At 71.2% G+C, this 12756-nt stretch carries 15 protein-coding genes; 10 read left to right on the top strand and 5 right to left on the bottom strand.

Annotated features, from left to right (window positions below; genetic code table 11):
• The first annotated feature begins 44 nt into the window (after nucleotides 1–44).
• Entirely contained in the window at nucleotides 45–1550 is a 1506-nt protein-coding gene (locus BXA11_RS28500; RefSeq protein ID WP_076439477.1) for an NCS2 family permease, read from the top strand.
• Between the two features lie 52 nt (nucleotides 1551–1602).
• Here BXA11_RS28500 and BXA11_RS28495 read toward each other — a convergent pair whose 3' ends face one another.
• Entirely contained in the window at nucleotides 1603–2073 is a 471-nt protein-coding gene (locus BXA11_RS28495) for a hypothetical protein (protein ID WP_076439476.1), read from the bottom strand.
• Between the two features lie 34 nt (nucleotides 2074–2107).
• Entirely contained in the window at nucleotides 2108–2671 is a 564-nt protein-coding gene (locus BXA11_RS28490; RefSeq protein ID WP_076439474.1) for a TetR/AcrR family transcriptional regulator, read from the bottom strand.
• 96 nt (nucleotides 2672–2767) lie between these two features.
• On the opposite strand from BXA11_RS28490, the gene BXA11_RS28485 reads away from it, so the two are divergent.
• The 5 genes from BXA11_RS28485 (at nucleotide 2768) to thpR (ending at nucleotide 6079) form a co-directional block, all read left to right on the top strand.
• A complete protein-coding gene (locus BXA11_RS28485; RefSeq protein WP_051761914.1) occupies nucleotides 2768–3250 on the top strand; it encodes a helix-turn-helix transcriptional regulator in 483 nt (160 codons plus the stop codon).
• A 10-nt stretch (nucleotides 3251–3260) separates the two neighbouring features.
• Nucleotides 3261–3686, top strand: coding sequence for a VOC family protein (locus BXA11_RS28480; RefSeq protein WP_076439472.1), 426 nt, complete (start codon nucleotides 3261–3263; stop codon nucleotides 3684–3686).
• Nucleotides 3687–3844: 158 nt separating this feature from the next.
• A complete protein-coding gene (locus BXA11_RS28475) occupies nucleotides 3845–4288 on the top strand; it encodes a MarR family winged helix-turn-helix transcriptional regulator (protein ID WP_030509172.1) in 444 nt (147 codons plus the stop codon).
• Nucleotides 4289–4293: 5 nt separating this feature from the next.
• Nucleotides 4294–5547: an MFS transporter gene (locus BXA11_RS28470; protein WP_076439470.1), complete on the top strand. Its 1254-nt coding sequence runs from the start codon at nucleotides 4294–4296 to the stop codon at nucleotides 5545–5547.
• Nucleotides 5510–6079 (top strand): RNA 2',3'-cyclic phosphodiesterase, encoded by a 570-nt coding sequence (thpR, locus tag BXA11_RS28465; protein WP_030509170.1) that lies wholly within the window; start codon nucleotides 5510–5512, stop codon nucleotides 6077–6079. The genes BXA11_RS28470 and thpR overlap by 38 nt, the downstream gene beginning before the upstream one ends.
• A 97-nt stretch (nucleotides 6080–6176) precedes the next feature.
• Here the strand turns inward: thpR and BXA11_RS28460 are convergent, their stop codons facing one another.
• Both BXA11_RS28460 and BXA11_RS28455 read right to left on the bottom strand, forming a co-directional pair.
• Nucleotides 6177–7145, bottom strand: a complete 969-nt coding sequence (locus BXA11_RS28460) for an aldo/keto reductase (RefSeq protein WP_076439469.1) — start codon at nucleotides 7143–7145, stop codon at nucleotides 6177–6179.
• 50 nt (nucleotides 7146–7195) lie between these two features.
• The gene (locus BXA11_RS28455) at nucleotides 7196–7765 is read right to left on the bottom strand and encodes a PadR family transcriptional regulator (RefSeq protein ID WP_036407348.1); all 570 of its coding nucleotides are present in this window, start codon (nucleotides 7763–7765) and stop codon (nucleotides 7196–7198) included.
• Between the two features lie 55 nt (nucleotides 7766–7820).
• On the opposite strand from BXA11_RS28455, the gene BXA11_RS28450 reads away from it, so the two are divergent.
• The 4 genes from BXA11_RS28450 to BXA11_RS28435 are packed head-to-tail and all read left to right on the top strand — an operon-like array spanning nucleotide 7821 to nucleotide 11752.
• Entirely contained in the window at nucleotides 7821–8993 is a 1173-nt protein-coding gene (locus BXA11_RS28450; protein ID WP_076439467.1) for an FAD-dependent oxidoreductase, read from the top strand.
• A gap of 37 nt (nucleotides 8994–9030) precedes the next feature.
• A complete protein-coding gene (locus tag BXA11_RS28445; RefSeq protein WP_076439466.1) occupies nucleotides 9031–9612 on the top strand; it encodes a TetR/AcrR family transcriptional regulator in 582 nt (193 codons plus the stop codon).
• Between the two features lie 31 nt (nucleotides 9613–9643).
• Complete coding sequence (locus BXA11_RS28440) at nucleotides 9644–10999, top strand: MFS transporter (RefSeq protein WP_076439464.1); 1356 nt, start codon at nucleotides 9644–9646, stop codon at nucleotides 10997–10999.
• Nucleotides 11000–11752 (top strand): SDR family NAD(P)-dependent oxidoreductase, encoded by a 753-nt coding sequence (locus tag BXA11_RS28435; RefSeq protein WP_076439462.1) that lies wholly within the window; start codon nucleotides 11000–11002, stop codon nucleotides 11750–11752.
• Here BXA11_RS28435 and BXA11_RS28430 read toward each other — a convergent pair.
• Nucleotides 11744–12742: a helix-turn-helix transcriptional regulator gene (locus tag BXA11_RS28430; protein WP_076439460.1), complete on the bottom strand. Its 999-nt coding sequence runs from the start codon at nucleotides 12740–12742 to the stop codon at nucleotides 11744–11746. The genes BXA11_RS28435 and BXA11_RS28430 overlap by 9 nt on opposite strands.
• Nucleotides 12743–12756: the final 14 nt, after the last annotated feature.

Below are 12756 nucleotides of genomic sequence, written 5' to 3'. Positions count from 1 at the left end.
CCCGTCACGAAAGGACAACGCTGCTCCCCTGGCTCTTTCCGCGGATGGTAAGGGCCTGCGACTCTGCGCGCGTGAATGCGAACCCCATGAACACCCCTGGTTTCCTCGATCGATACTTCTCCATCTCAGCCCGTGGTTCCTCCGTGGGACAGGAGGTCCGCGGCGGCTTCGCCACCTTCTTCACGATGGCCTACATCGTGGTGCTCAACCCGCTCATCATCGGCACCGTAGCCGACAAGACGGGCCAGTTCCTCGGTGACGGGAACAACCCCAACATCGCGCTGGTCGCCGCGGCCACCGCGTTCGTCGCCGGCATCCTCACGATCATCATGGGCGTCTTCGGCCGGGTGCCGTTCGCCCTGGCCACCGGCCTCGGACTGAACGCCTTCCTCGCCTTCGGCATCGCCAGCCAGATGTCGTGGGAGGACGCGATGGGCCTGGTGGTGCTGGAGGGCATCGTCATCGCGATCCTCGTGGTGACGGGTTTTCGCGTGGCGGTGTTCCACGCGATCCCCGCCCAGCTCAAGACCGCGATCAGCGTCGGCATCGGCCTGTTCATCGCGCTGATCGGGTTCGTCGACGCCGGGTTCGTCCGGCGCATGCCGGACGCGAGCGGCACCACGGTCCCGGTCAAGCTCGGCGCGCTGGGCAATGGCTCGCTGACCGGGTGGCCCACGCTCGTCTTCGTCGTCGGCCTGCTCGTGACGGCCTTCCTCGTGGCCCGCAGGGTCAAGGGCGCCATCCTGCTCGGGATCGTCGGCACGACCGTGCTCGCCATGATCGTCGAGGCGATCGGCAAGATCGGGCCGCAGATCCCGGACGGGAGCAACCCCAACGGGTGGTCGCTCAACGTGCCGGCGTGGCCCAAGAACTTCATCGAGTTGCCGGACCTGTCGCTGCTGGGCCAGTTCAGCCTGTTCGGCAGCTTCGCCAAGATCGGCGGCCTGGCGGCCGTGATGTTCGTCTTCACCCTCATGCTCGCCGACTTCTTCGACACGATGGGCACGATCGTCGGCGTGGGCCGCCAGGCGAACCTGGTCCAGGAGGACGGGACCGTCGAGCGCACCAAGGAGATCCTGCTCGTCGACTCGCTCGCGGCGGCGGCCGGCGGCGCGGCCGGCGTGTCGTCCAACACCACCTACATCGAGTCGGCGGCCGGCGTCGGCGAGGGCGCGCGCACCGGCCTGGCGAGCATCGTCACCGGTGTGCTGTTCCTGCTGGCCATGTTCTTCGCCCCGCTGACGGAGATCGTGCCGTTCGAGGCGGCGACCCCGGCCCTCGTGGTCGTCGGCTTCCTGATGATGACCCAGGTCAAGGAGATCGACTTCAGCGACTTCGAGACCGCGATCCCCGCGTTCCTGACCATCGTGCTCATGCCGTTCACGTACTCGATCACCGCCGGGATCGGCGCGGGCTTCGTGAGCTACATCGCCATCAAGGCGTTCCGCGGCAAGGCGCGCGATCTCCACCCCCTGATGTGGCTGGTGGGCGCGCTGTTCGTCGTGTATTTCGCGCTGGAGCCCCTCAAGAGCCTGCTCGGCCTGAGCTGATCCGCGCGGTACGGAGGCCGCCGTGGCGACGCCGCGGCGGCCTCTTCGCATGTCAGATCGCGCGGGCGGCGGCGAACGCGCAGACGGTGGCCAGGAGCATGAGCGTGTGCAGGATCATGTGCTCCAGATTGGGCCGTGGACGATCTCCCCGGCGGGGGAGCACGATGACGGTCTTCGCGTAGGTGCGCGCGTGCAGCGCGGCCCAGGTCTCGCCCGTGCCCGCCGTCGCCCACGGCACGGTCACCCCCGCCAGGTACGGCAGCCACCACAGGGCCAGGCCGCCCAGGAGCGCGAGCAGTTCGACGGCCGCCGCGGCGTAGGCGAGGACGGGCAGACCCGCCGCGGACGCCCAGACCAGCAGCAGGGCGGGGAGGGCCAGGACCGGCGCGTTCACGGTCACCTCGGTCAGCTTCTCCGACCTCTTCGCCTCTCGCACGTTGTTGAACGGGAAGAGGTCGGCGAGCGTGGTCACGACGAAGTAGGCGTCGGCGGCGACGACCAGGAGCAGTGCGGCGAGTAACACGGCGGGGAGTCCTTCCTGAGCGGGGGGCGAGGGGTCACGCGCCGTGCCGCGCCTGGATTCCGTCCAGGAACGTCGAGACGGCGGTGTCGAACCAGGCGTCGTAGTAGGCGGCGGGTGCGGCCGGCGGATCCGGCGTCTCGCCGAACTCGGCCAGGGCGAGACCGGTCACCAGGACGTACAGCGCCTGCACCAGATGGAGCGCTTCGTCGTCGGTGAGGCGCAGCCCTTCGTGCATGGCCGACAGGACGAGGGGAACGGCCTTCTCGAACACCTCAGGCGAGGTGTTCCGCACGGCGACGACGGCCGCGGCCCCGGGGTGGGTCCGCAGGGCCTCGCGCAGGTCGCGCGCCATGCCGTGCAGCAGTTCCCGCCACGGCAGGCCGGGGGCGAACGCCGCGATCACCTGACGTGCGACGCGGTCCGCGACCAGCTGGAGCAGGGCCGCCTTGTTCGGCACGTGGTAGTAAAGCGACGCCGCCTTCACCTCCAGCCGCGCGGCCAGCGTGCGCATCGAGAGGGCGGCGAAGCCCTCCCGGTCCAGGACGTCGAAGGCGGCGCGGACGATCCCCTCGGTGTCGATGCGTGAGGCCGGGCTCATACGGCTCCTTTCTAACAGCGTTAGAACCAATCTAACGCTGTTAGAACGCCTCGGCAAGTGCGGGAATCTGTCGGTGGGGCGGGCTAGGGTCGAAACGTGGCCGTGAGGGGACAGCGGGCGGTGCCGGCGGAGTTGCTGCCTCGGCTGCGCCTGGCCAGGGACCGCATGGACCGCGACTACCGGAGCGAGCTCGATCTCGACCGGCTCGCGGCCGTCGCCGGGGTCTCCAAGTTTTACTTCGTCCGTTCCTTCGAGGCGGCGTACGGCGAGACGCCGATGCGCTACCTCACCCGGCGGCGGCTGGAGCGCGCCCAGGATCTGCTGCGTTTCGCCAACCTGACGGTGACCGAGATCTGCATGGCCGTGGGCTTCAGCAGCCTGGGGTCGTTCTCGGCCAAGTTCCGCCGGATGGTGGGGGAGAGCCCGAGCGAATACCGCGACCGGTGGGCGGCGCGCGGCGGCCCCCGCGTCCCCGGCTGCTACCTGTTCATGAACGGAGTGCTCCACCTCGAGGGCGCGCCGAAGCGGCACGACGATTGTGCAATTTCGGAGAAGCCCAGGTCAGAGGGGGCGCAGTAGCGTCTTCCGCATGATTCGGAACGTCTCCTTGATCACGCTTTACTGCCAGGACCAGGACGAGGCCCGCGACTTCTACGTGGACGTCCTCGGCTTCGTCCCCAACACCGACGTCCAGTTGGACGGGTTCCGCTGGGTCACCATCAACCACCCGGGCCAGCCGGAGCTCGAGATCACGCTGATGAAGCCGGGGCCGCCGCTCGACGAGGAGGGCACCGACTTCTACCGCAGGCAGCTCGACAAGGGCCAGGCCGGCGGCCTGGGACTGCGCGTGGACGACTGCCGCAAGACCTGCCAGGAGCTCACGGCCAAGGGCGTGACGATCCTGCAGGAGCCCTCGGATCGGCCGTACGGGGTGGAGGCGGTCATCCGCGACAACCAGGGCAACTGGCTCGTCCTGGTCGAGCCCAGGGAGTTCACGCCGGAGGACTTCGCCTGACGCGAGGCGCGTACGAGGCCCGGCCCCCATGCGGGGGCCGGGCCTTGATCGTCCATGGCGTGGACCGCGCCGGTACGGTGTGTCGCGGTCACCCTGCAGAGCAGGACGATTTGGAGGAATACGGACATGCGCCATATAGTTAGCAAAGGTAATGAGTCATGCTAACGAACGCCCAGAACTTGCGCAGCGACGCCGCTCTCGCGTCCGCCTTGCGCGTGTCCCTCGCCCGGCTGACGCGACGGATGCGCAAGCAGGCCGCGCACCACTCACTGACGCCCACACAGCTCGCGACGCTCGTCGCCGTCGAGCGCCACACCGCGATGACCCCCGGCGAACTCGCGGAGCACGAGAAGGTGCAGCCTCCTTCGATGACCCGGGTGATCGCCAAGCTGGAGGCGAGGGGTCTGCTGGAGCGCAAACCTCATCCGACCGATCGCCGGCAGGTGACGGTGAGCGTGACGCCGCAGGGAGCGGCGCTGCTGAAGGAGGAGCGCCTCACCAAGGAAGCCTGGCTGGCGCAGCGGCTCAAGGACCTGACGCCGGAGGAGAGGGCGACGCTGCGCGCGGCGGCGCCGATCCTGGAGAAGCTGTCCACGATGTAGGCGGCATGTTCCGCTCGCTGCGGACCTACAACTACCGCCTGTTCGCCTCCGGCGGCGTGATCTCCAACGTCGGCACCTGGATGCAGCGCACTGCCCAGGACTGGCTGGTCCTCGACCTCGCGCACGGCCGCGGCTCGGCGCTCGGCGTCACCGTGGCGCTGCAGTTCCTGCCGACGATGCTGTTCGGCATGTTCGGCGGGGTCATCGCGGACCGCTACCCCAAGCGCCGGATCCTCATGGTGGCCCAGACGCTCATGGGGCTGCTGGCGCTCACCATGGGCGTGCTGGTCATCACGGGGACCGCCCAGGTCTGGCACGTGTACGCCATGGCGTTCACGCTCGGCCTGGTGTCCTGTGTCGAGGTGCCCACGCGGCAGTCGTTCGTGGTCGAGATGGTGGGCCGGCGGGACCTGCCGAACGCCATCGCGCTGAACAGTTCGACCTTCAACCTCGCCCGGGTCGTCGGCCCGGCGGTGGCCGGCCTGCTGATCTCCTGGATGGGCACCGGCCCGATCTTCGTGCTGAACGCCGTGTCGTTCGCCGCCGTGATCACCGGGCTCGCGCTCATGCGGGTGTCCGAGCTGCGCTCGCCGGAGCCCGTGCCGCGCGGCAAGGGCCAGTTGCGTGCGGGCCTGCGCTACGTCGGCGGCCGGCCCGACCTGCTGCTGCCGCTGCTGCTCGTGGCGTTCATGGCGATCTTCGCCCAGAGCTTCTCGACAAGCATCGCGCTGATGGCCAAGCAGGCGTTCGGCGCGGGCGCGTCCTCCTTCGGCGTGGCGTCCAGCGCGTTCGCCGTCGGGGCGTTCGGCGGGGCGCTGCTGGCCGCGCGACGGGTCAAGCCGAGCCGCAGGTTCCTGATCGCCGGGGCGCTGTGCTTCGGGCTGTTCCAGGTCGCCGCCGGGCTCGCCCCCGCGTACGCGGCCTTCCTGCTGATGCTCGTCCCCGCGGGCATCGCGATGATCACGGTCAACACGACCGCGAACACGATGGTGCAGCTCGGCGCCTCTCCCGAGATGCGCGGCCGGGTCATGGGGATCTACGTGCTGGTCTTCACCGGGGGAGCGCCGATCGGGGCGCCGCTGGTGGGCTGGCTCTCCGAACTGGCCGGCCCCCGGGTCTCGGTCGTGGCGGCCGGTGTGCTGAGCATGTGCGGCGTCTGCCTGGCGGTGCTGGTGACCCGGATGGTCGCGGCGCGCGTGGCGCGCAGGGAAGAATCGGCACGTGAGCAGATTGTTCGTGGCGCTGCTGCCGCCGCCTGAGGCGCTGGCGGAGATCGCCACGGCGGTCGAGGCCGTACGTGCCGAGTGGTCGGAGCTGCGCTGGGTCGATCCCGCGCTGTGGCACGTGACCGTGGCATTCCTCGGCGAGGTGCCCGACGAGGTCCTGCCCGAGCTGGGCGTGCGGCTGGCCCGCGCGGCCGCCCGGTATTCCCCCGAGACGGTGTCGTTCGGCGGCGCGGGAGCCTTCCCCTCCGCCTCTCGGGGACGCATCTTCTGGGTCGGCCTGGAGGCGGGGCCCGCGCTGACGAGGCTCGCCGGGTCGGTGGCGGCCGGCGCCCGGCGGGCCGGGGCGGCGGAGACGGACCGCAAGCGGTTCCATCCCCACCTCACCCTGGCCCGCTCCAGGACCCGGTCACGCCACGGCGACGACCTGCGCCCCCTGGTCGGCGCCCTGGGCGCCTTCGGCGGGCGGCGCTGGGAGGTGTCGTCGGTGCACCTCGTACGCAGCCACATCGGGGCGAGCGTGCGGTACGAGCAGGTCGAGGCGTACCCATTGGCAGTCCGCGACTAGGCTCCATGGCGTGGATCGTCCTCGTCGCTGGCTGCTGCCCACGGTGCTCGCGCTGCTCGTGTTCATCGTGATCGTCGGGGCGTTGCTCAACGCCTGATCACCAGGCGTAGTCCTCCGGGGCGGTCTTGAAGCCGGGGAAGATCTCGTCGAGCCGGGCGAGCGCCTTGTCGTTCAGCTCGATCTCCAGCGCCCGGATCGTGCCGTCGAGCTGCTCGACCGTGCGGGGGCCGATGATCGGCGCGGTGACCGCACGCTGGTGCAGCAGCCACGCCAGCCCGACGTTGGCCGGGTCCTCGCCGAGCTCGTCGCAGAACGCCTCGTACCGCTCGATCTTGTCGCGGTGCTTGTCGAGCTGGGCGGCGATCTGGTCGGTGGCGGAGCGGCCCTTGTCGATCTTCCGGAGGATGCCGCCGAGCAGGCCGCCCGCGAGCGGGCTCCACGGGATCAGCCCGAGGCCGTAGTCCTCACACGCCGGGATGACCTCCAGCTCGGGCGCGCGGACGAGCAGGTTGTAGTGGGACTGCTCGCTGACCAGGCCGAGGGTGTTCCTGCGGCGGGCCGACTCCTGGGCCTTGGCGATGTGCCAGCCCGCGAAGTTCGACGAGCCGACGTACAGGATCTTGCCCTGCTGCTTGAGGATGTCCATGGCCTCCCAGAACTCGTCGAACGGGGTGTCCCGGTCGACGTGGTGGGCCTGGTAGACGTCGATGTAGTCGGTCTGCATGCGGCGCAGCGAGGCCTCCGCCGCCCGCCGGATGTTCAGCGCCGACAGCTTCTCCTCGTTCGGCCAGTCGCCCATCGAGCCGTACAGCTTGGTGGCGATGACCGTACGCTCACGACGGCCGCCGCCCTGGGCGAACCAGCGGCCGATGATGTTCTCGGTGATCCCCTCGCCCTTCTTCCAGCCGTAGACGTTGGCCGTGTCGAAGAAGTTGATCCCGAGCTCGTGGGCGCGATCCATGATCGCGTACGAGTCCTCCTCGGTGGTCTGCGGACCGAAGTTCATGGTCCCCAGGCAGAGCTTGCTGACCAGCAGGCCGGTGCGGCCAAGGTGTCCGTATTCCATGCCCTCCACCCTAGGTACCTGGAGTGGACTCCAGGCGAGTCAGGCACGCGTCAGATCTGGAAGTCCCAGGTGAGGCGGCCCTCGCTCAGGTCGCCTGCGAGGCCGCGCACGAACTCCAGCTCCGTGGCGACCTGGGCCCGCTGATACTCGGACTCCACGAGGAAGAGGCGGGGCACGAAGCTCAGGCTGTCGGCCATCTCGGCGTCGAGCGCGGACAGCCGCGCCTCCAGCGCCGCGATCCGCTGCCGCAGCGCCGCCAGCGCCTCCTCGGGCGTCAGCACGGGCAGGAAGGCGAGCGCGGCGGGGAACTCGGGGAACTCCCTGGCCGGGGTGGACAGCATGGTCCGCATCCACTGCTTGAGCGTCTCGCGGCCCGTCTCGGTGGCCTCGTAGACCGTCCGCTCCGGCCGGTTCTCCTCGCGGGTGGTCTCGCGGACCGCCAGCAGTCCGTCGCGGAGCAGGCGCTCGATCGTCTGGTAGACGCTGTTGCGCTGCGCGACGTTGACCACGTCGTCCTGGTGCCGTTCCTTGATCAGCTGCTGCATCCGGTACGCGTGCATCGGCGACTCGCAGACCAGGGCGAGCACGGCCGCGGCCAGGGGAGAGCGCCGTGTCGACATGGCGCCCATCATAGGGGCCTTGTCGGGGAATAGTCATAATATGTATAGTCATTGCATGACCAAGAGAGCTCTGATCATCGGCGGTGGGATCGCGGGTCCCGTCACGGCCATGGCGCTGCGACGCGCCGGAATCGACAGCGAGGTCTTCGAGGCCTACGACCGGGGCGCCGAGGGCGTCGGCGCCTTCCTCACGCTCGCGGTGAACGGGCTGGAGGCCCTGCGCCTGCTCGACCTGCACGACCTCGTCCGCGACCTCGGCATGGACACGCCGGTCATGGAGATCCGCAACGCGCGCGGCAGGCTGCTGGCGACCACGAGCCAGCCGAGCCGCACGCTCCGGCGCGCCGACCTCTACCAGGCGCTGCGCGACGAGGCCGTACGGCGGGGTGTGCGGATCCACTACGGCAAGCGGCTCACCGGCGCCTCGGCCACCGCGAACGGCGTACGGGCGGTCTTCGCGGACGGCGGCGAGGCCGAGGGCGACCTGCTGGTGGGCGCCGACGGGCTGCGCTCGCGCACTCGCGCCCTGATCGACGCCGAGGCCCCCTGCGCCCGTTACGTCGGGCTGCTGAACACCGGCGGCTACGCCGAGGGGGTGCGGGCGCCGGGCAGGCCGGGGGTCTGCTACTTCATCTTCGGCAGGCGGTGCTTCTTCGGGTACATGATCCACCCGGAGGGGCAGGTGTGGTGGTTCGCCAACCCGCCGAGCCGCAGGGAGATGCCCCCCGAGGAACTCGCGGCGATCACTCCCGAGCAGTGGCGGGCCAGGCTCATGGACCTGTTCGAGGGCGACGCCGGGCCGATGCGGGAGATCATCGCGGCGACCCCCGACATCCTGCCCGGCTGGAACACCTACGACTTCCCGAGGGTGCCCAAGTGGTCCGGCGAGCGCATGGTCCTCGTCGGGGACGCCGCCCACGCCACCTCTCCGTCCTCCGGGCAGGGCGCGTCGATGGCCGTCGAGGACGCCGTGGTGCTCGGCAAGTGCCTGCGCGACGTGCCGGACACCGCGAAGGCGTTCGCCGCCTTCGAGCGGCTGCGGCGCGAACGGGTCGAGCGTGTCGTGGCGCAGGGCAAGCGCAACGGGGACGGCAAGGCGCCGGGCGCCGGCGGGGCCTTCGTCCGCGACCTGATCCTTCCCGTGGTCATGCGGCAGGTGGAGAAGCGCAACGCGCTGGCCTGGATGCACGACTACCGGATCACCTGGGACGAGCGCGTCGCGGCTTAATTGACCGATCGTTCCCGATTGGTCTAGGGTCGAGTGCATGGCGAGAACCAAGGAGTTCGACCCCGATGTCGTGCTGGAGCGGGCCCTCGATCTGTTCTGGCGGCGCGGCTACGAGGCCACTTCGATGGCCGACCTGGTCGAGCACCTCGGTATCGGCCGCGCCAGCCTGTACGCCACCTTCGGCGGCAAGCATGACCTCTACGTGAAGGCGCTGGAGCGCTACGCGCAGATGTGCGACCCGAACCCTGTCGAACTGCTGTCCCAGCCCGGCCCCGCCCTGCCGGCCGTACGAACGCTGGTCGAGCGCTATACCGAGGACTCGATCCGCGACCGCGACCGGCGTGGCTGCATGATCGTCAATGCGGCGACCGAACTCCTCCCGGACGACGAGCCGGTCGCCCGGGTCGTCGAGACCAGCTGGACGGGCCTGGAGACGGCGCTGACCTCGGCGCTCATCCGCGCCCGCGCCCAGGGGGAGATCTCCGCCGAGTCCGATCCCCGGGCGCTGGCGCGGTTCGTGCTCGTCTTCCTGCAGGGGCTGCGGGTGATGGGGAAGGGGCACTGTGACCCCGCCCGCCTCCGCGACGCCGCCGCACAGGCCCTCGCGGTGCTCCGCTGATCTCTCCGTGGGAAGAGGAGTGCGCTTTTTCATGCCTTCATTCTTGACCGATCGATCCAAAAATACGGCAGCGTTCGCCGTGCTCGGCGGGGCACAGGTGACGCTCGTCGCGGCGATCACCCTTCTCACCGTGCCGTTGCCGGCCATCCAGCGGGAGTTCGGCCTCGGCCAGGGGGGCCTGGCCCTGCTGACCTCGGCGTACGGGCTGACCTTCGGTGGGCTGCTGCTCCTCGGGGGCAGGCTCGCCGACAGGTGGGGCGCCCGGGAGATGTTCCTCGCCGGGATGGCCCTGATCGCACTGGCGTCGGCGGCGGGCGGGCTGGCTCCGGACCACCCGGTCCTGCTGGCCGCGCGCTTCGCGCAGGGAGTGGGCGCCGCGATGGCCGCCCCCGCGGCAGTCTTGCTGGTGACGCGGCTCCGCCCGGACGCTCGGCAGCGTGAGCGCGCTCTGGCGGTGTGGGGCACCCTGTCGGTCACCGGGGCCGTCACCGGCAGCCTGCTGTCCGGCCTCGTCGCCGCCGCGGCCTCGTGGCGCTGGTCGTTCCTCCTGCCCGCCGCCGCCGGCGTGGTGGCCGTGACCGCCGGGATCGTCCTGCTGCCGCCCGCACCTCGTACGGTGGCCCGCCTTGACGTGCCGGGCGCGCTGCTCGCCACGGCCGGGCTGATCGCGCTCGCCTACGGCCTGCTGGAGGGTGCGACGGCCGTCGTCGTCGCCGGCCTGGTGCTGACGGCGGGCTTCGTCGTCCTTCAGGCGAGGACGCCGCGGCCGCTGCTGCCGCTCCGGCTGGTGGCACATCCGCGCAGGGGTGCGGCCCTGCTCGTGGTCTTCCTCACGGCGGCCGCCAGTGCGACGAGCACGTTCCTGCTGAGTCTCTACCTGCAGCAGGTGCGCGGGCTGTCGCCGATCGACACGAGCCTGGCCTTCCTGCCCTTCCTCCTGGTCGTCGTCATGGGCCCGGTGAGCGGCCGCCTGCTGCGCCGCCTCGGCGTGCGGCACGTGCTGGTCGCCGGGTCGCTGCTCGCGGCGGTGTCGATGCTGCTGCTCGGCCGTGTCACGTCAGGGGGAACCGTGCTCGCCGGACTGCTGGTCTTCCCGGTCGCCTCGGGGCTGGCCTTCTCCGGCGCCACCGTGGCGGCCCTCGACGGCGTACGCGCCGAGGACGCCGGGGCGGCCGGGGGACTGGTCAACACCGCCATGGAGGCGGGGCCGACGGTGGGCCTCGCCGTGCTCGTGGCACTCGCCGCCGCCCGCGCGGGCGACGTGCCCGCCGGCGGCGCCCGGGCCATGACGGAGGGCTACGGGTTCGCCCTCACCGCGATGGCCCCGGCCTTCCTTCTCGCGGCGGCGGCGGTCGCCGCCGCTTTCGCATGGACAAAGGAGCGATAGATGAGGTTCGCGGACAAGGTCGTGCTGGTCACCGGGGCGGGTTCCGGCATCGGCCGGGCGGTCGCCCGTGGGTTCGCCCGGGAGGGCGCAAGCGTTGTGGCGGCCGGGCGGCGGCGGGAGCCGCTGGAGGAGACCGTCGAGCTGATCGAGGCCGAGGGAGGAAGGGCCGCCGCGCTCACCTTCGACGTGACCGACTCGGCCGCGGTGGCCGGGCTCGTCGGGGAGATCGTCACCCGGTTCGGCCGCCTCGACGTCGCGGTCAACAGCGCCGGAACGCTCGCGGGAGGAACCGTCGTGGACATGCCGGAGGAGGACTGGGCACGCGTCCTCCAGGTCAACACGACGGGCGTCTTCCTCGCCCTGAAGCACCAGATCGCCGCGATGCGCGCCCAGGGCTCCGGCGTGATCGTCAACATCGCCTCGAACATCGGGGCGCACATCCGGATGCCCGGGCTGGGCGCCTACGCCGCGTCCAAGGCCGCGGTGAGCGCGCTGACCCGCACGGCCGCGCTGGAGAACATCCGGGCGGGTGTGCGGATCAACGCGGTCAGCCCGGGGCCGCTGGACACCGGCATGTCCCTGCGCCCCGGTGAGACCGAGGACGACCGGGCCGCCCGGCTCCGGGAGACGCTGCCGATCGGCCGCGTCGGCGCCCTCGGCGAGATCACCGGCACCGTGCTCTGGCTCGCCTCGGACGACGCCGGTTTCGCGGTGGGGCTCGATCTGGCGCTGGACGGCGGCGCCTCAGCCTGACCCCGCTGCCGAAGCCGCTGCCGCTCCCCCTGCCGCTTTGGCGGTCGCGCGGGCGTAGCGGGCGGTCAGGGCGCGCAGGTGGTCGACCAGGTCAGGCGGGCCGGTGACCTCGAAGTCGAGGTCGAGCAGGCCGAGGTGGACGGCGAGCGAGTTCACGGTGTCGGCCCCCGTCACGAGCACGCAGGTGTGGCCGTCGACGTCCTCCACGACGCCGACGGCCGGGTTGATCCGTGCGGCGACCACCTCGGCGGGGGCGTGGACGAGCACCCGGGCGTGGTGCCGCCAGGCCGCCGACGACACGCCGCGGGCGACGTACGCCGCCGCGCCGCCCTCCGGCGGGTCGCGGGGCGGGAATCGCGGCCCGGTGGGAGTGCGCGGTGCGATGCGGTCCACCCGGAACGTGCGCCAGTCGTCGCGGTCGACGTCCCAGGCCACGAGGTACCACCGGCGCCCCCAGGACACGAGCCGGTAGGGCTCGGCCAGCCTGACGCCGGAGGAGCCGTCGTGGCCGCGGTAGTCGAACCGCAGCCGCTCGCGGTCACGGCAGGCCGCGGCCAGCACGCTCAGCACGGCGGGATCGACCGCGGGACCCGGCCGGTCGGGCGGCACCGGCTCGGTGTACGCCTGCACGGCGCCGACGCGGCGGCGCAGGCGTGACGGCAGCACCTGTTCGAGCTTGGCGGCGGCGCGCTCGGCCGCCTCCTCGACGCCCGTCACGCCGGTGGCGGCCCGCAGCCCGATCGCCACGGCCACCGCCTCGTCGTCGTCGAGGAGCAGGGGTGGCATCGCCGCCCCGGCGACCAGGCGATAGCCGCCGTCCGTGCCGCGGGTGGACTCCACCGGATAGCCGAGATCGCGGAGCCGATCGACGTCGCGGCGCACCGTCCGCTCGCTCACGCCCAGCCGATCGGCCAGGATCGCGCCGGGCCAGTCGCGTCTGGCCTGGAGCAACGACAGCAGGCGCAGCAGCCGCGCCGAGGTTTCCAGCATGTCCTCAGTCTGGC

It is taken from the genome of Microbispora rosea (genome assembly GCF_900156315.1).
Lineage (GTDB): Bacteria > Actinomycetota > Actinomycetes > Streptosporangiales > Streptosporangiaceae > Microbispora > Microbispora rosea.
Note: the sequence above shows the minus strand (reverse complement) of the source record. Positions and strands in the feature narration are given on the sequence as shown.